General features: G+C 75.7%; 15 protein-coding genes and 1 other RNA gene. 9 read left to right on the forward strand and 7 right to left on the reverse strand.

What is annotated here, in order from left to right; translation table 11 throughout:
• Window positions 1-105 precede the first annotated feature (105 nt).
• Entirely contained in the window at window positions 106-1,371 is a 1,266-nt protein-coding gene (locus GTR00_RS02940) for a toxic anion resistance protein (protein ID WP_166610170.1), read from the reverse strand.
• Between the two features lie 158 nt (window positions 1,372-1,529).
• Complete coding sequence (locus GTR00_RS02945) at window positions 1,530-1,715, reverse strand: hypothetical protein (protein ID WP_166610159.1); 186 nt, start codon at window positions 1,713-1,715, stop codon at window positions 1,530-1,532.
• A 53-nt stretch (window positions 1,716-1,768) separates the two neighbouring features.
• Here GTR00_RS02945 and map point away from each other — a divergent pair, with 53 nt between their 5' ends.
• Together map and GTR00_RS02955 are read left to right on the forward strand one after the other, a co-directional pair.
• On the forward strand, window positions 1,769-2,659 hold the full coding sequence (gene map, locus GTR00_RS02950) for a type I methionyl aminopeptidase (protein ID WP_166610160.1): 891 nt from the start codon (window positions 1,769-1,771) through the stop codon (window positions 2,657-2,659).
• A 99-nt stretch (window positions 2,660-2,758) separates the two neighbouring features.
• Window positions 2,759-3,847: a putative glycoside hydrolase gene (locus GTR00_RS02955; RefSeq protein WP_166610161.1), complete on the forward strand. Its 1,089-nt coding sequence runs from the start codon at window positions 2,759-2,761 to the stop codon at window positions 3,845-3,847.
• 73 nt (window positions 3,848-3,920) lie between these two features.
• Here GTR00_RS02955 and pelF read toward each other — a convergent pair whose 3' ends face one another.
• A complete protein-coding gene (gene pelF / locus GTR00_RS02960) occupies window positions 3,921-5,912 on the reverse strand; it encodes a GT4 family glycosyltransferase PelF (protein WP_205704924.1) in 1,992 nt (663 codons plus the stop codon).
• A gap of 68 nt (window positions 5,913-5,980) precedes the next feature.
• On the reverse strand, window positions 5,981-7,393 hold the full coding sequence (locus GTR00_RS02965) for a hypothetical protein (RefSeq protein WP_166610162.1): 1,413 nt from the start codon (window positions 7,391-7,393) through the stop codon (window positions 5,981-5,983).
• A 365-nt stretch (window positions 7,394-7,758) separates the two neighbouring features.
• Between GTR00_RS02965 and GTR00_RS23380 the strand changes: the two genes are divergently transcribed.
• The 4 genes from GTR00_RS23380 (at window position 7,759) to GTR00_RS25470 (ending at window position 10,526) form a co-directional block, all read left to right on the forward strand.
• On the forward strand, window positions 7,759-7,959 hold the full coding sequence (locus GTR00_RS23380; RefSeq protein ID WP_323132168.1) for a PspC domain-containing protein: 201 nt from the start codon (window positions 7,759-7,761) through the stop codon (window positions 7,957-7,959).
• 97 nt (window positions 7,960-8,056) lie between these two features.
• A complete protein-coding gene (gene ppgK / locus GTR00_RS02975; RefSeq protein WP_166610171.1) occupies window positions 8,057-8,839 on the forward strand; it encodes a polyphosphate--glucose phosphotransferase in 783 nt (260 codons plus the stop codon).
• A 63-nt stretch (window positions 8,840-8,902) separates the two neighbouring features.
• Window positions 8,903-9,898, forward strand: coding sequence for an LLM class F420-dependent oxidoreductase (locus GTR00_RS02980; protein ID WP_166610172.1), 996 nt, complete (start codon window positions 8,903-8,905; stop codon window positions 9,896-9,898).
• A gap of 58 nt (window positions 9,899-9,956) precedes the next feature.
• Window positions 9,957-10,526 (forward strand): DUF6083 domain-containing protein, encoded by a 570-nt coding sequence (locus GTR00_RS25470; RefSeq protein ID WP_166610164.1) that lies wholly within the window; start codon window positions 9,957-9,959, stop codon window positions 10,524-10,526.
• 61 nt (window positions 10,527-10,587) lie between these two features.
• Here the strand turns inward: GTR00_RS25470 and GTR00_RS25475 are convergent, their stop codons facing one another.
• The 3 genes from GTR00_RS25475 to rnpB all read right to left on the reverse strand — a co-directional run bounded on the left by GTR00_RS25475 (window position 10,588) and on the right by rnpB (window position 13,585).
• On the reverse strand, window positions 10,588-11,958 hold the full coding sequence (locus GTR00_RS25475) for a malectin domain-containing carbohydrate-binding protein (protein WP_166610165.1): 1,371 nt from the start codon (window positions 11,956-11,958) through the stop codon (window positions 10,588-10,590).
• A gap of 151 nt (window positions 11,959-12,109) precedes the next feature.
• The gene (locus tag GTR00_RS02995; protein ID WP_166610166.1) at window positions 12,110-13,024 is read right to left on the reverse strand and encodes a CARDB domain-containing protein; all 915 of its coding nucleotides are present in this window, start codon (window positions 13,022-13,024) and stop codon (window positions 12,110-12,112) included.
• A gap of 172 nt (window positions 13,025-13,196) precedes the next feature.
• Window positions 13,197-13,585, reverse strand: an RNA gene (rnpB, locus tag GTR00_RS03000) — RNase P RNA component class A.
• Window positions 13,586-13,650: 65 nt separating this feature from the next.
• Here rnpB and GTR00_RS03005 point away from each other — a divergent pair.
• From GTR00_RS03005 to GTR00_RS03015, 3 genes are all read left to right on the forward strand, one after another.
• The gene (locus GTR00_RS03005) at window positions 13,651-14,394 is read left to right on the forward strand and encodes a YaaA family protein (RefSeq protein WP_166610167.1); all 744 of its coding nucleotides are present in this window, start codon (window positions 13,651-13,653) and stop codon (window positions 14,392-14,394) included.
• A 56-nt stretch (window positions 14,395-14,450) separates the two neighbouring features.
• Window positions 14,451-15,599 (forward strand): SLC13 family permease, encoded by a 1,149-nt coding sequence (locus tag GTR00_RS03010; protein ID WP_166610168.1) that lies wholly within the window; start codon window positions 14,451-14,453, stop codon window positions 15,597-15,599.
• A 116-nt stretch (window positions 15,600-15,715) separates the two neighbouring features.
• Window positions 15,716-17,512 carry a bifunctional metallophosphatase/5'-nucleotidase gene (locus GTR00_RS03015; RefSeq protein ID WP_166610169.1) on the forward strand — a complete coding sequence of 599 codons (1,797 nt, stop codon included), beginning with the start codon at window positions 15,716-15,718 and terminating at the stop codon, window positions 17,510-17,512.
• Window positions 17,513-17,560 lie beyond the last annotated feature (48 nt).

Raw genomic sequence — 17,560 nt, forward strand, 5'->3', positions numbered from 1 at the left:
GGCGGTGCTGCAGCGCCTGCTCCGCGGCCCGCTGGGCCTGCAGCACCGCCTGCTCCGCGGCCCGCTGCTCGCGCAGCCGGCGCGGCGCCCGCTCGGCCACCCCGCTCACCGCCCCGGCCCCGGCAGGGCCGGCCCGGCCCCGCCGTCCTCGGCGTTGCGGGCCCGCTCCAGGTACGAGCGCGAGCGGTGCACCTGGCCCTCCAGGGCGTCGACCGTGCTGGCCATGCTCTGCACCGCCTGCTGCTTGAAGGTGTCGATGGCGTCCATCGTGGCGAAGACGTTGTCGAAGGCCTTCTGCAGCGTGGCGACGTCGACCATCGCGGTGGAGGCCTGCTGGTGGATCTGCCCGGTCTGCTGCTTGAGCATCTCCGAGGTCGACAGGATCATCTGGTTGGTCGTGGTGTTCAGGGCGTTGATCTGGTCCAGCACGAGCTTCTGGTTCGCCAGGGCCTGCGCGACGATGACGGCCGTGCGCAGCGCCGCGACGGTGGTGGTCTGCGCGCGGTCCACGCCCTTGATCAGCTCGATGTTGTTCTTGCGCACCAGGTCCAGCGCCAGGTAGCCCTGCACGCTGACGGCCAGCTGGGTCAGCAGGTCCTGGTGGCGCTGGCGGATGGGGAAGAGCGCGTCGGCCGTCAGGGCCTCGGCCGCGCGCGGGTCGCTCACCCGCAGCTCCTCGACCTTGGCCACGGTCGCCTCGTCCAGCGCCTTGGCCAGCGTGGCGTACTCGGTGAGCTTGCCCATGGTGGCCCACAGGTGCTGCTTCTCGGACTCGATGGAGGCGTTGTCCTTGCGCAGCTCGTCCTGGCCGCTGGCGAGGGCCTTGATGATGGCGTCGAGCTGGGACTGCGCGTCCTGGTAGCGCTCGAAGTAGCGCTGCACCTTGTTGCCCATGGGGATGATCCCCAGGACCTTCTTGACGCCCTTGAGGTCCGCGCGGCCCGGGTCGAGCTCGGTGACGGTGCGGCGCAGGTCCAGCAGCGTGCTGGCGACCTTCACCTGCGCGTCGGCGCCCGGCCCGGAGGCCTTCTGGCCCTTGGCGCCGGCCAGCGAGGACGCCGGGCGCTCCAGCATCCGGTTGGACACCTGCGCCGAGGCGCGCACCTCCTGCTCGCCCATGCGCGTGATGTCGTCGACGCGCTTCTGGAAGGCGGGGCTGCGCGGGTCCTGGGCGGCCAGGTCGGCGACGAAGGCCTGCGCCTTGCGCCCCAGCTCCGCGCGGGTCGCCTCGTCCAGCGGGATCATGCTCTCGGCCTGCTCGTCGGCCACCACGGGGACCGGGGCCGGGGGCGTCAGCTGCAGGTCGCTCGCGGCCGGTGCCGGCGCCGCGGGCGGCGTCAGCGGCTTGCTCAGGTCCAGCGACTCCGACATCAGGCGGTTCCCCTCGTCCTCGACTGCTGCCACGCCCGGCTCATCCTAGGAGCCCGGGCGGCACGACGATCCTGCCCGCGGGCCGGTGCCCGCGGCATCCACCCGAGGACGGACCCGCGGGTGCCCCCGCCGGGGGGCGCCGGCCGGCGCCGGGTGGGTCACCAGTCGTCCTCCTCCTCGTCCCTGAGGTCCTCCGCCTCGGTGCGGGCCCGGGCGAGCTCGGGGGCGCGCTGCGCCTCCTCGCGGGTGGCGTACGGGCCCAGGAGGTACTTGGAGGGGCCGCGGTGCTGCTCGTCCTGCACCTCGCCGGTGCGGGTGTCGTAGAAGAACGGTCCGGCGCTCACCGCGCCATCCTCGCCCCTGCGGCCCGCTCGCGCACGCGACCTAGGATCGTGCCATGAGCACCGGCACCGCCAGCCCCGGAAGCACCGCCCCCCTCGGCGACCTCGTCCCCGGGACGGTGGGCCCGCGGCGGCCGGTGCCCGCCTCGATCCCGCGGCCGGAGTACGTCGACAGGCCCGCCCCCGCCCCCTACACCGGCCCGCACGTGCTGGACCCCGGCACCGTGGAGCGGGTGCGGCGCGCCGGGCGGCTGGCGGCGCGGGCGATGGAGGAGGCCGCCAAGCTCGTCGCCCCGGGCGTGAGCACCGACGAGCTGGACCGCGTCTGCCACGAGTACCTCTGCGACCACGGCGCCTACCCCTCGACGCTGGGGTACCGGGGCTTCCCCAAGTCGCTGTGCGCCAGCGTCAACGAGGTCATCTGCCACGGCATCCCGGACTCCACGGTGCTGCGCGACGGCGACATCGTGAACCTCGACGTGACGGCCTACCTGGACGGGGTGCACGGGGACAACAACGCCACCTACCTGTGCGGGGAGGTCGACGAGGAGTCCCGGCTGCTGGTGGAGCGCACGCGCGAGGCCACCCGCCGCGGCATCAAGGCCGTCGCCCCCGGCCGGGCGATCAACGTCGTCGGCCGCGTCATCGAGGCGTACGCCAAGCGCTTCGGCTACGGCGTGGTGCGCGACTTCACCGGCCACGGCGTCGGGCCGGCCTTCCACTCCGGCCTGGTCGTGCCGCACTACGACGCCGCCCCCGCGCACGACACCGTCATGGAGCCGGGGATGGTCTTCACGATCGAGCCGATGCTCACCCTGGGCACCCACGAGTGGGACATGTGGGAGGACGGCTGGACGGTCGTCACCAGGGACCGCCGCCGCACCGCCCAGTTCGAGCACACGATCGTGGTCACCGAGACCGGCGCCGAGGTCCTGACCCTGCCCTGAGCCGGACCCCGCCCCGCGCCGGGCACCCGGGGCCCGCCCCGCCCTGCGACCACCCAGAGGTGAGGCCGCGCGACACAGGGTCACCGCTAGGGTCGGGGCATGCCCCGACGCCACGGCGCCTGGATCCGTTACGGCGACCCCCTGACGCCCGAGCAGGTCGACTTCGCCGCGCAGCACTACCGGGTGGCGGTCCTGCAGCCCTGGGAGCGCGCGGCGGCCGCGACCCTGAAGGAGCGCTCCCCCGGCACGACGGTCCTGGCCTACAAGTGCCTGTCCTCGACGCGCTCCTACGAGCCCGGCCCGGTGTTCAGCTCCGGGGTGTGCCACGGCGAGGCGGAGGAGGGCGGTGAGCACTGGTTCGCCCACCGCCTGGACGGCAGCCGCATCGAGTGGAGCACCTACCCCGGGCACTGGCAGATGGCCGTGTGGGAGGAGGAGTACCGCGAGCGCTGGTGCGACAACGTCGCCGACGAGCTCGAGGGCTCACCCTTCGACGGCGTCATGGCCGACAACGACGTCTTCGACGACTACTACGGCATCGCCCCGCCGATCGAGGGCGGGCGCGGCATGGCACAGCTGCGCGAGGCGCTGGAGCAGCTCGTGGTGGGCGCGGGGCGGCGGCTGAACGCCGCCGGCAAGCTGCTCGTGCCCAACATCGCCGAGTCCCGCCGCGAGCCGGGCCGCTGGCACCGGCACGCCGCCCACGGCGGTGGCTTCGAGGAGGTCTGGCTGGGCTGGACGCCGGAGGACCACTTCGACCCGCAGACGGCGCTGGCCCAGATGCCGCAGCTGACCGGGCCGGGACTGAGCGTGCTGCGCGTGCCCGGCGACGGCACGGACGAGCACCCCAACTTCCGCTACGGGCTGGCCGCCCTGTGGGTCTTCGGCGGCGGCGCGGACGCCGCGCTCTCGGCCACCGCGCACGACGGGTACTCCGCGACCCCGTGGATCCCCGAGCTGGACTGGGACCTCGGCGAGCCGGTGGAGGGACCGCGCCAGCGGGGCAACTGCTACTCGCGGCGGTTCACCAACGGCTGGGCGGCGGTGAACCTCAACTCCGCCCCTCGGCGCAGGATCCGCTACGAGGTGCCCGCCGGGCTCCTCGACGGGCACGGCCGGCCGGCGCCGGAGCAGGTCGTGCTCGAGCCCCACCACGGCGGGGTGTTCGTGCGCGACCCGCTGGCCTGACCCGGCGCCGGACCCGCGGCCCGCTGAGCCCGACCGCTCGTCGCCCCCGGCCGGGGGCGACGAGCGGTCGGGCTCAGCAGCCGGCGAAGCGGCGCAGCACTGCCAGCTGCTCGGCGGTGAACTCCGGCGACTCGTGCAGCGGCGCGCCCGCGCCGCCGTCGGCGACGAAGCGGCGCAGCGCCTCCAGCTGCCCGGCGCTCAGCTCCGGGGCCCCGTCCGGGCCGCCGGTGCCGGCGTGGCCCGCAGCGACCTCCACGCGGGCACCGGCGACCAAGCGGCGCAGCACGGCCAGCTGCTCCGGGGTGAGGACCGGCGGGTGCGGGGCGTCGAACGGGCGCAGGTCCACCACCCGGTGCTCCTCGCCGGCCGGCTGCGGGCCGCTCTCCAGGGCGGTGACCTCCAGGCCGCCGAGCTCCTTGTAGAGCCGGTTGTAGGCGCCCACCGCGTCCTCCAGCTGGAAGAAGGCGTCCACCCGGCCGCGGGCGTTGCGCGCCAGCCGCTCGTACAGGGCCGGCTCCTCCATGAGCCGCTGCATCCCGTCGGCCATCTGCTCGGGCGCGCCCGGCTCGACGAGCAGACCGCACTCGCCCCACTCGCGCCCGCCGCCGGTGGTGAGCGTGTCGCCGACCAGCTGCGCCATGCCGCCGACCTCGGTGCCGACGGTGGGGATGCCGGCGGTCATGGCCTCCAGCACGACGATCGGCTGGCCCTCGTTGTAGCTGGGCAGCACGAGGGCGTCGAAGTCGCCCAGGGCCCGGCGCACGTCGACGACGCCGTGGAAGACGAAGTGGTCCTCCACGTTCCGACGGCGCATCTTGTCCCGGCACAGCATGTAGTAGTCGGGGGTGTGGTCGGTGGGGCCGAGCACGTCGACGACGAAGTTCGTCACCCCGCGCCCCACCAGCAGCGCGACGCTGTCCACGAGGTCGGCCAGGCCCTTGATGGGCACCACGCGGGCGATGTAGACGAAGCGCCAGGTGCGCCCCGGGTCGCCGGAGAGGATGTCCGCCAGCGCCTCCTCGCGGCGGCGGGCCACCTCGTCGAACTCACGCACGACCATGCCGTTGGGCACGACGACGCTGCGTTCGACGGGCGCGCCGAGGTCGGCGGCCTCGGTGACGGCGTCCGGGTACAGGTAGGTGATCGTCTCGGCGCTGGGGTAGCAGAAGCGCCCCATCTCGGTCCACCAGGCCATCCACGCGCGCTGGGTGGGCGTGACGTCGAAGGTGCGGTAGTCCTCCGCCGTCAGCGGCAGCGCCATGCTGCGCTCCAGCAGGGTGTTGACGGTGTCGCGCACGTACAGGTTGTGCTCGGTGAGCAGGAACCTCGTGCCGTGCTGGCGGGCGGCGGCCGCACCCAGCAGGGAGGCGTAGCCCGTGGTGTGCGCGTGGTAGACCCGCGCTCTCGGGGCGTCCACGGACAGCACCGCGAAGGCCAGGGAGAAGAACTCCCGCATGAGCCAGAAGGTGTCGGTCAGGGGCAGGCCCAGCTGCGGGAGGCGGTCGCGCAGGACCTCCATGAACTCGCGGGTGCCCAGCAGCGCCCAGATCGGGTACTTCTGCGTGCGCGGGTTCATGCCCTCGTCGTACAGGCGCCACAGGGGCTCCACGTCGCCGGCCACGACGGCCTCCAGGGCGTCGACGACGCGGTGGGCGAGCCGCCGGCGCGCCGGTGCCCGCATGCCCAGCCGGCTCGGGGTCAGGGACATGAAGTCCTCGCGGTGCTCCTGCATGCTCAGGTACACCGGCGCGATCCACTTGACGTTGTCGGGCACGCCGTACAGGTCCTCGTGCGGCGCCCGGGAGTCCCACGTGATGTGGATGATCCCGAACGTCAGGTCCTGGTTGCCCCGCACGATGTCGTGCACGACCGCCGAGACCCCGCCCTTGAGGTAGGGGTAGGTCGACTCCATGACGATCGCCACGTCGACGTCGGCGTAGGTCGGCGCTGCGGTGGTGGGACCGGCGCTGGTCGTGGTGGTGGTCGTGGTCCCGGCGGCCGTCGTCTCGGTGACGGTGGTCGTGACGACGGCGTCGCGGCCGTTGCTGCGGTGGGTGCTGTACACGGGTTGTCTCCTGGGCGGGGCGGTGCGGGCGGCGGGTCGGGCGGCGGTGCGAGCGGCTCTCGCCACCGTCACCAGGAGGTCGCCAGCCGCCAGAACAGGGTGTACTCCGGGGTGCGCCAGTGGCGCAGGCAGAGCGCGAGGGCGACGGCGCACACCGCCAGGTCCGCGACCACGAGGGCGGCGTAGGCCTCGAGCGCGGGCGTCCCGGCGGTGAAGACGACGACGCAGGCGAGCAGGTGCACGGCGCTGAGCGCCTGGGCGGGCAGGCGTCGGCCGATGTAGTCCAGCTTGTAGCAGAGCACGGTGATCATCAGCAGGAACCAGGAGGCGATCGTCACGGTGGCGCTCAGGGCCAGCGCGGCGGGGTCGTGGGCGGCGACCACGGCGGTGACGAGGAGGCCGAGGACCGCGGCCACCGACCCGGTGGTGACGACGGAGCCGACGACGGTGCCGTACAGGGCCCGCGAGCGCTCGGTCAGCACCGCGAAGGTGTCCTGCTCCATCGCCGTGCGCACCCGGGCCACGGAGGCGTCGAAGCCGGGAGCGAGGCGGACGAAGTAGTGGTTGTACGCCAGCACCACCGGCAGCAGGGCCGTGAAGATCGTCTGCACCGCGAGGTGGGCGCCGGAGGCGAGGAACAGCACGAACTTGTCGCCCCACAGCACCGCGCCGAGCAGCAGGCCGCGCAGCAGGTCCGCGGCGACGTCGGCGTGCTCCAGGCGGGCGGGGCGGCGCACGCGCACCAGGGAGCGGCGCAGTGCGAGCAGCTGCACGACCAGGCCGGCCAGCGGCGGCAGGAACCACAGCGCGGGGGCGGCGAGCAGGGCGGCGGCGTAGGCCGTCCACGCCAGCGCCCACAGGCGGCGGCGCTGCGGGGTGTTGGCCACCACCAGGGACTGCGCGAAGGCGACGTGCAGCACGCACAGCAGCAGGTAGGCGCCGACGGCGGCGGGGCCGAGGCCGAGCACGAGGGCGGCCGGCACGGCGAAGAGGGCCAGGACGGGCAGGCTCTGCACGAGCGCGGCGGGCCAGTGCTCGCAGAAGCGGTCGTCGGCGGCGCGGGCGTCGTCGCCGGCGTTCAGCTCCCCCAGGGCGCGGTACAGGGGCATGCACACGGACTGGCTGAGCCAGGGCACGGTGAGCGAGGAGGCCAGCAGCAGGGTGGCCACCGGCGCGCCGCCGACGGAGCGGCCCTCGAAGCCGGCGGTGGCGAGCGGGTAGACCAGGGTGAGCAGCAGCACGGGGGCGAGGCTGAGCACCATCTGGCCGGCGGCGCGCGCCAGGCCGGGGCGCGGGCCGCGGCGCGTCAGGAACACCGGCCCCAGGCCGACGGCGACGACGGCGCAGGCGGCCCAGACCAGGGCACCGGAGGCGGCCAGCGCGGAGGAGGCGGCGGTGGTCGCGAGCGCGACCGCGGTGACGAGCAGAGCCGCCCGGTGCGTGGTCGGTCGGCGCACGGCGGCGCGGGCGGGTGCGGGCACGGGTCCCCCTCGGTGGTCCTGGTGGGCGGCCGGCGCGGTGGGTCGCGCTGGACCGGGCGCGTCACCGTCGACGACCGGGGCGGCTTCCCGGCGGGCCCCGGGTGCTGTCGCACCCCTCCCTGCTGCCGCTGTCTCCTCGAAAGTAGGTCGGACGCGGCGAGCGGGCACGCAGCGTCACACGGATGCCTGCAAGAGCCACCGGACACACCAGTGCGAGGCACTGGCCGCTACATCTCATCACTCTCGGTGACCAAGGAGGTGTGGTGGCACCTCGACCGGGACTCCGCGCCGGGCACCCGGGGCCCGCCCCGCCCGTTGACCCGGTGCCCCCGGCTCCCGGGGGCGCCCGACGAGAGGAGAGCCCCGTGAACGGCCTGGTGCGTCCCGCCCGCGGGAGGGTGGTCGCCGGCGTGTGCGCCGGCCTGGCACGGCGCTTCGGACTGCCGTCCAACGTGGTGCGGCTGCTGTTCGTGCTGTCCTGCCTGATCCCGGGGCCGCAGTTCCTGGCCTACGTGGCGCTGTGGGTGCTCGTGCCCGCGGAGGGCAGCGCGCGGGCGCTGCGCTGAGGAGCGGGCGGCCGCCGCTGGTGCGTCCGCGAGACGCGGCGGCCCGGCGTTGCCTAGGCTCAGCGGGGTGAGCACCCCCACGGCGTCCAGCAGCGGCTTGCCCGAGACCCCCTCCCCGGCCCGGCCGGCCCTCGCCCTGGGGGTGGACATCGGCGGCTCCGGCATCAAGGCGGCCCCCGTGGACCTGCTCGCCGGCGAGTTCCGCGCCGAGCGGGTGCGCCTGGCGACGCCGCAGCCGGCGACCCCGGCGGCCGTGGCGCCCGTGGTGGCCCAGGTCCTCGCCGGCTTCACCGGCGTGCCCGCCGACGCGCCCGTCGGCATCACGTTCCCCGCCGTCGTGCAGCACGGCATCACCCGCACCGCCGCCAACGTCGACCCCTCCTGGATCGGCACGGACGCCGAGGCGCTGTTCTCCGACGCCCTGGGCCGGGAGGTCCTCGTCGTCAACGACGCCGACGCGGCCGGCTACGCCGAGGCGGCCTTCGGCGCCGCCAAGGGCGTCAGGGGCGTGGTGGTCGTCACCACCCTGGGCACCGGCATCGGCAGCGCGATCATCGTGGACGGCAAGCTGGTGCCCAACACCGAGCTGGGGCACCTGGAGATCGGCGGGCACGACGCCGAGAAGAAGGCCGCGGACTCCGCGCGCGAGCGCCACGACCTGTCGTGGCAGCAGTGGGCCAAGCGCCTGCAGCGGTACTACTCGCACCTGGAGGACCTGCTGTGGCCGGACCTCATCGTCATCGGGGGCGGCGTGAGCAAGAAGCACGAGAAGTTCCTGCCGCTGCTGGACCTGCGCACCCCCGTGGTGCCCGCGGGGCTGCTCAACGACGCCGGCATCATCGGCGCCGCCTCGCTGGCCGCGGCGCGCCGGCGCGGCTGACCCCCGGCCAGGCCCGGGAGGTGGCCCGGGGGCACTAGGGTCGCGGCCATGAGCGACGCGACGTTGCGGTTCGGACTCTTCGTCCCCCAGGGCTGGCGGCACGACCTGGTCGGGGTGGCCCCCGCCGACCACTGGTCCACGATGAGCGGCCTGGCGCAGCGCGCCGACGCCGGGGACGTGTGGGAGTCCATCTGGGTCTACGACCACTTCCACACGGTCCCGGAGCCGACCGAGGAGGCCACCCACGAGGCGTGGACGCTGATGGCGGCCTTCGCCGCGGCCACCGAGCGGGTCCGGCTGGGCCAGATGTGCACGTGCATGAGCTACCGCAACCCCGCCTACCTGGCGAAGGTCGCCGCGACGGTCGACGTGATCAGCGGCGGCCGGGTGGAGATGGGCATCGGCGCCGGCTGGTACGAGCACGAGTGGCTCGCCTACGGCTACGGCTTTCCCGGCGCCGGCGAGCGCCTGGCCCGCCTGGCGGAGGGCGTGCAGATCATGCGGCAGGCGTGGACGGAGGGGGTCTCCACGTTCGCCGGCGAGCACTACACCACCGACGGCGCGATCGTGCGTCCGCTGCCGCTGCAGGAGGGCGGCATCCCGCTGTGGATCGCCGGCGGCGGCGAGCGCAAGACGCTGCGGTACGCGGCGCAGTGGGCGCAGTACACGAACTTCGACGGCACGCTGGAGGGGTTCACCCACAAGTCGCGGGTGCTCGAGGAGCACTGCCGCGACCTGGGCCGGGACTTCTCGGGGATCACCCGCAGCGCCAACTACAACGTGGCGATCGGCCGCGACGAGGCCGAGGTCGCCGAGCGCGTCGCCGCCCGACGCGCGCAGCTGGAGGGGCACGTCAGCGCCGCGGCCGTCGAGCGGGAGCTGACCGGGCTCGACCCCAGCACCCCGTGCGTGGGCACCCCCGAGCAGATCGTCGAGAAGCTGAAGCCGATCGTCGAGGCCGGCATGACGTACCCGATCCTCAACTTCGCCGAGGCGGCCACCGACACCAGCGGCATCGAGCTGTTCGAGCGCGAGGTCGTGCCGGCCCTGCGCGGCTGAACCCGGTGCGGGCGGGGCGGGTGGCGCGGGTGTCCGCGGTGACGGGCATGCTGGCGGCGTGAGCGAGCACCAGGTGCCGGACGGCCCGGGGGCCGAGCCGGTCTGCGCGTTCTGCGGCGGGCTGGAGGACGTCCGGCCGCAGGAGCGCCTCGGCGTGGTCGTGAGCGTGTGCGCCGGCTGCACCGCCCGCTTCAGCGCGGCGCGCGCCCCGCGGGCGGTGCGCGCGCCGGCGAGCGCCTCCGCGGGGCTGCCGCCGACGCTGGGCCAGCAGTCCTCGGAGGTGCTGCGCCACGTCGCGCGCATGGCGCAGCGCGCCGCCGCCCGCCCGTACGCCGAGCAGGAGTGCGCCCGCTGCGGCGCCACCGTGCACGCCTACCGCGCCCCGGGCGGCGGGCGGCGGGTGGACCTGGCCAAGGACGCGGTGCTGGCCGGCTCCATCCCGGTGCCCGACCGCTGGCGGGTGCGCGACGGGCACGCCGAGCCCGCCGGCGACGACCCCGACCAGGTCGGTGCGCGGGTGCTGCACGAGCTCGTGTGCGGCGCAGCGCCCGAACCGGCCAACGCGCGGCTGCGGCAGGCGTGGCGCGCGAACCGCGCCCCGGCGCCGGACGGCACGTCGGCGCCGTGACGGGACCGTGCGAGGGCCCCGCCCCTGCCGGGGGCGGGGCCCTCGCACGCCGGAGCGCTCGTCAGCGCAGCACCTCCACGGCGGCGACGATCGGGTTGTCCACCCGACGGGTGGGCACGATCTCGACCGTGTCCCCGGTCGCGGGGACGGTGGTCTCCAGCACGTACGGCCTGCCGCGGCCCACGCGCGCGAAGACGTCCAGGTCGTCCGCGACGAGCCGGCCGTCGACGCGCACGTCGAACACGCGGCGGCCCGGTGCGGTGAACGTGGGCTCGACGAACGTCAGCCGCACGGTCCAGGTGCCGTCCCCGCGGGCGGGGTCCACGGGCACGGAGTACCGCGTCCAGCCCCAGCGGGAGGTCTGCAGCTCCGGCGCCAGCCCGGGGAACGCGCTGGTGTGCGCGGTGCCGCCGGTGAAGCCGTGGTCCTCCTCCCACCTGCCCTGCGGCGCGGCGGAACCGGCGTCGACCAGCCCCTGCACCGGGTCGGTGAAGTCGTGCAGCTGCGGGGAGCCGGCGCAGCCGAGGTCCCACGCCTGCTGCGGGTACGAGCTGTCGACGTCGTGGACCCAGCGGCAGCCGCCCGAGGCCGCCGACGTCACGGCCGGTCCGCCCGCGGGCGCCTCGGCCACGACCGTGTGCTGCACGTCGCGGACCTCGACGTGGGGCGAGCAGTTCAGGCCGTTCTCGACGTCGAACGTCAGCGCGGCGCCGGTGGTGACGCCCTTGTCCAGGGGCACGTCCGGGCTGCAGGTGGCGTCCGGGTCGGTGGGGTGCTCCAGGACCCGGTAGCGCACCCCCGCCGGCTGCCCGTCGGGCACCCGCCAGGACAGCCGCACCGTGCGGGCGTGCGTCTGCTCGAACTGCGCCTGGGTGAGCGCCGGCGCCGCGCTCAGCTGCGTGACGGGCTTGACGGGCGTGGCGCGCAGCTCGGTGGAGCGCCGGTTGTCGCCCTCGTCGGCCTCGCTGCGCAGGCGGTCCACGTCGTCGACCCACGCGCCCAGCGTGAAGCGGCCGTCGCCGGCGGTCCAGGTGCTCCGGCCGGCCGGGCCGCCGGAGGCGGTGAGGGTGCGCGAGGCGCCCGCCGGCAGCGACCGCGTGGAGGTGTCGTCCCAGGAGACGACCCGGCCGTCGACGGTGAAGGCCACGCCGTGCACGACGCCGGCCGGCGTGGGCGCGTTCCCGCGGTTGTGCACGGTCGCCTGGAAGAGCACCTGGGACCCCGTGGCCTGCGTGCCGGCCAGGACCGGCCGCACGTCGGTGACGACGAGGTCGTAGGCGGCGGCCTGGGCGGCCGGGCCGGTGACCAGCCCGGCGCCGGCCAGCGCGGCGGTGGTGAGCAGCGCCAGCGCCGGGCGGCGCCGGCGGCCGCGCCGCGCGGCCGCTCGTCCCGCCCCTCGCGCCGCCGGTGCTGTCGTGGTGGATCTGGGCACGTCGAACCCCCCGGTTCCTTCAGCACGGCGGGGAGCCCCCCTCCCCGCCGCCGCCACCTTGGCGCGGGGAGTCCACCACGGACCGCGGTGCGCGCACCGGGAATTGCCCCGCCGCCCTCGCCGGGACGGCGGGGGCGGCGGGGCCGCGCGGTCAGGAGGCGGTGGCGGTGTCGCGCAGCTCGGGGAAGCCCTCGCAGGCCAGCGCCCAGAAGCGCTCGGGGGCGCCCGGCGCCCAGACGTCGGTGCCGCTGACCTGCTCGCAGGTGCCCGAGGCGGCGGACTCGACGGCGCCGCCGCGCGGCGGGTGCGCCACGACGGTGAAGCTGCTGGTGTGGCCGGAGGCGTGGCCGCTGCAGGTGGTGCCCAGCTGCTGCTGGACGGTCACGGAGGTGCCGGTGGTGGTGACCGGCGCGACGTCGACCGGGTCGGTGCAGAAGCTCTGCGCCCCGGGGCGCTCGACGACCGTGTAGGTGGTGCCGGCGGGCTGGCCGGCGGGCACGCGCCAGGACACCACGACGGAGGCGTCGTGGGTGGCGCGGAAGCGCTCGGGGGTGGCGGCGGGTCGCGCGGTGACGGCCTTGGCCCCGGCGCGCTGCACCCGGACGCTGCGCTGCAGGGTGTTGCGGCGCTCGTCGGCCTCGGGGATGCGGTCCACGTCGTCGACCCAGGCGCGCACGGTGTGGTGTCCGGCGCTCACCGCCCAGGTGTTCGAACCGGTCGGGCCGGCGTTGGCGCGCAGGGTGACGGACTCCCCCGGGGCGATGCTGGTGGCGGAGTCGTCGGACCAGCTGACGACGCGGCCGTCCACGGCGAACGAGACCCCGACGACCGCGCCCCACTCCTTGGCGGTGGTGCCGACGTTGCGCACCGTGGCCTGGAAGACGACCCGGGAGCCCTGCACGTAGGAGCCGACGGCGGGCGACACGTCGGTCACCACCAGGTCGGGCAGCTCGGGCGCGGCGCTCGCCGGGGCGACGCCGACGGTGGTGCCCAGCGCGGTGGCCGCCGCGAGCGCGGCCGTGAAGCGCCCGACCCCCCGGGCGCTGCGGGACGACTTCGTTGCCATGTGGTTCCCCCCACGTGTCGCCGCCGGACGACTGCGCCCGACGGTGTCCTGATGACTTCAGAGAGTAGTGTTTGACCTACTCCGCATGGGGGTACTTTCACCCGATCGGCCGATCCGGTGACGCATCGTCGCTGACGACGGGGCGCACCCGTCCCCCGGGCGGTGGGGGGTGCGGACGAGCCGGCCTGTAAGCCGGATCCTGTGCCCGGCGGCGGGTCCGAGGACCCCCGCCGGCGGCGGCCATCCCTCTCGGGCGTGCGTCGCCGCACGCCTCCAGCGACCTACCCGGCAGCTCGGGCGGGCCGCCCTCGAACGCTGCCTGTCTGGTCTTGCTCCGGGTGGGGTTTGCCGAGCCGCACCGGTCACCCGGTGCGCTGGTGGTCTCTTGCACCACCGTTTCACCCTTACCGCCCCGGCTCGCGCCGGGGAGGCGGTCTGCTTTCTGTGGCACTGTCCCGCGGGTCACCCCGGGTGGGCGTTACCCACCACCCTGCCCTGTGGAGTCCGGACTTTCCTCGGCGGCCCGGTCGCCCGGGCCGACGCGACCGCCCGGCCGACTCGTCCACGACGAGGGTACCGCCACCCGGGGGCACCGGAGCACGCGCGCGCCCCTAGGCTGCCCCCTCGTGCTCGTGCTGCTGCCCCCCTCGGAGTCGAAGTGGGCGGGGCCGGCGCGCGGGGCACCGGTGGACCTGGGCGCGCTGCACCGGCCGGAGCTGAGCGCGGCGCGCGAGCAGGTCCTGGACGCCCTCGTGGCCGTCTCGGCGCGCCCCGACGCCCCGGCCCTGCTGGGGGCGGGGGCCGGCCTGGCGGAGGTGGTGCGCGCCAACACGACGCTGCGCACCCGCCCCGCCGCCCCGGCCGCCCGGGTCTACACCGGCGTGCTGCACGACGCCCTGGACCTGCCGTCCCTGCCGGCCGCCGCCGCGCGGCGCGTCCTGGTCGTCTCGGCCCTGTGGGGCGTGCTGGGCCCGCGCGACCGGGTGCCCGGCTACCGCCTGTCGATGGGCACCGACCTGCCCGGGGTGGGGCCGCTGGCGGCGTTCTGGCGCCCGCACCTGGCCGCGGTGCTGCAGCCGTCGGGACTGGTGGTGGACTGCCGCTCGGCCGCGTACGCCGCGGCCTGGGTGCCCGACGCCGCCACCGCCGCGCGCACGGTGGCCGTGCGGGTGCTGCGCGACGGCAGGGTCGTCTCGCACGCCGCCAAGCACACCCGCGGCCTGCTGGCCCGGCACCTGCTGACCCGGACGGGCCGCCCGCCGCGCACCCCCGCCGCGCTGCTGGACGCCGCCGTCGAGGCGTTCGGGGCGAAGCTGCTGGAGCCGGTCCGGCGCGGGGCGCCGTGGACGCTGGAGGTCGAGGCCCCGTGAGCCGCCCCGCGGACCGCGGCCGGGTCCGGTCCGCGGGCGGGCCGGGGGGTCGCTGAGTGTGGTGGCTGTGCGGGCTGGCGGGCGCCGTCGCCGTGGCCACCGGCCTGGTCGGCCCGGCCGGGCTGGCCGAGGTGGCCCACCGGGCCGGACCCGTCCTGGCGTTCCTGCTGGCCGTGACGGTCGTGGCGGAACTGGCGGACGCGGCCGGGGTCTTCGACGCCGCGGCGCGGCTGGCCGCGCGCGGCGGGCGCGGGCGCACCCGCCGGCTGTGGCTGCTGGTGGTGCTGCTGGGCGTGCTGTCCACCGTGGTGCTCTCCCTGGACACCACCGCGGTGCTGCTGACGCCGGTGGTGCTGGCGCTGGCCGCGCAGCTGCGCCTGGACCCGCTGCCGTTCGCGATGACGACGGTGTGGCTGGCCAACACCGCCTCGCTGCTGCTGCCGGTGTCCAACCTCACCAACCTCATCGCGCTGGACGAGCTGGAGCGCCTCGGCGTCTCGGGCACCGCGGCCTTCACGGCGCTGACGTGGGCGCCGTTCCTGGCGGGCACGCTGACGGCGGTGCTGGTGCTGGGGCTGGCGCACCGAGGCTCCCTGCGCGGCGGGTACGGCGCTCCCCCGCCGGGGTCGGCGCGCGACCCGGTGCTGTTCGGCACGGCCGCGCTGGTGTGCTGCCTGCTGGCGCCGGCGTTCGTCAGCGGCGTGGAGCCGGCGGTGCCGGCCGCGGTGGCGGCGCTGGTGCTGGTGGCGGTCTTCGCCCGGCGCCGGCGCGCGGTGCTGCGGCTGTCGCTGCTGCCGTGGCGCACGGTGGTGCTCGTGGCCGGGCTGTTCCTCGTCGTGGAGGCGGCGCGGGCGCACGGCCTGGACGGGCTGCTGCGCGCGCCGGCGGGCACCGGGGAGGGCCTGGGCGCCCACCTGCGGCTGGCGGCGACGGCGGCGGTGGGCGCCAACGCGCTGGACAACCTGCCGGCCTACCTGGCCGTCGAGCCGCTGGCGGGCAGCGCGCCGCGGCTGGTGGCCGTGCTCGCCGGGGTGAACCTCGGCCCGCTGGTGACGCCGTGGGCCTCGCTGGCGACGCTGCTGTGGCTGGAGCGCTGCCGGGCGCGCGGGGTGCGCATCGCGCTGCCGCGCTTCGCCGCGCTGGGCGCCGTGGGCGCCACCGCCTGCACGGCGGCCGCGGTGCTGGCGCTGCAGCTCACCGCCTGACGGCGGGCGCCCGCCGCCCGGCGGCTCCCCCGGCGGGTCCGCAACCTCCCGGCGGGTCCGCAACCTCCCGGCGGGTCCGCAACCTCCCGGTCACCTGGAGGCGGTGTAGTGGCTCCATGCACCTTCCCCCCACCCCCGGGCGGCGCGCTCGGCGCACCGGCGCCGCCCTCAGCGCCGCCGCCCTGCTCACCGGGCTCGGCGCCACCGCGGGCGCCGGCAGCGCCGCCGCCGTGCCCGCCCCGCCCTCCATCACGCTCGTGTCGATGACCGACGTGCACGGCCACGTCCTGGACTGGGACTACTTCGCCGGCGAGCCCTACCCCGCCGGGCAGGGCCTGGGCCTGGCGCGCGTGTCCACGATCGTGGACCGCGTGCGCGCCGAGCGCGGCGAGGCCTCCACGCTCGTCGTCGACGACGGCGACGCCATCCAGGGCACCCCGTTGACCTACTACTACGCCCGCCAGGAGCCGGTGACCGCCACCGGCGTGGAGCACCCGATGGCCCAGGCGTACGACGCCATCGGCATCGACGCGCAGGTGGTGGGCAACCACGAGTTCAACTACGGCCTGGACACCCTGGCGAAGTACCGCCTGGACCTGGACGCCCCGCTGCTGGGCGCCAACGTGCTCGACCAGCGCACCGGCACGCCGTACCTGCGCCCGTGGGTGCTGCGCGACGTGAAGCCCACCGGCGGCGGCAGGACCGTGAAGGTCGGCGTCCTCGGCCTGACCACCCCCGGCTCGGCCGTGTGGGACAAGCAGAACGTCGAGGGGAAGCTCACCTTCGACGACGTGGTCGCCACCGCGCAGCGCGAGGTGCCCAGGATGCGGGCCGCCGGTGCCGAGGTCGTCGTGGTGCTCTCGCACTCCGGGCGCAGCGGCGGGTCCTCCTACAGCGAGGCGGACCTGGGTCCGGAGAACGTCACCGACCGCGTCGCCGCCGAGGTCCCCGGCGTGGACGTCGTCGTCGCCGGTCACAGCCACCGCGACCTGCCCGAGGCGTGGATCGAGTCCACCGCCACCCCCGGCAAGCGGGTGCTGGTCACCCAGCCGTACCGCTGGGGTGCCTCGGTGACCGTCACCCGCCTGGAGCTGGCCGAGGAGCGCGGCCGGTACTCCCTGAGCGGCGCCGACGTGCAGGACGTGCGCGCCGCCGACGCCCCCGAGGACCCCGAGGTCGTCGAGGCGGTGGCCGAGGAGCACCGCAAGACGGTCGAGTACGTGGACCAGGTCGTCGCCACCTCCACCGAGGAGCTGCCGGCCACCGACTCGCGCTGGCGCGACACCCCGATCATCGACTTCATCCAGGACGTGCAGACCGACACCGTGCGCGAGGCGCTGGCCGGCACGCCCGACGCGGAGCTGCCGGTGCTCTCGATCGCCGCGCCGTTCAGCCGCACCGCGGTCTTCCCGCGCGGCGAGGTCACCGTCAAGGACGTCGCCGGTCTGTACGTGTACGACAACACCCTGCAGGCGGTGCGGATGACCGGCGCGCAGGTGCGCGACTACCTGGAGCAGTCCGCGCGCTACTACGCCAGCGTGCCGCCGGGGGATGCGGCCGCCCCGGAGTCGCTGGCCACCGGCGCGACGCCGGACTACAACCTCGACCAGCTCGCGGGCGTGGAGTACGAGCTGGACCTGGCGCAGCCGGCCGGCTCGCGCGTGGCGTCGCTGACCCTGGGCGGTGCGCCCGTCGCCGACGACCAGCAGTTCGTCGTCGCCGTGAACAACTACCGCCGCTCCGGCGGTGGCGGGTTCCCGCACGTCGCCACCGCGCCCGTCGTCTACGACGAGCAGGCGGAGATCCGGCAGCTGCTCATCGACCGCGCGCAGGGGACCGGCACGATCGACCCGGCCGACTTCGCCGTGCAGAACTGGTGGCTGACCGCGGGCGGGCAGCGCCTGTTCGGCTGACGCGCCGGCGGGGGCGGGGGCGCGTCAGTCGCCGCCCCCGCCCCCGCC

The sequence above is a fragment of the Kineococcus indalonis genome, assembly GCF_009906395.1.
GTDB lineage: Bacteria > Actinomycetota > Actinomycetes > Actinomycetales > Kineococcaceae > Kineococcus > Kineococcus indalonis.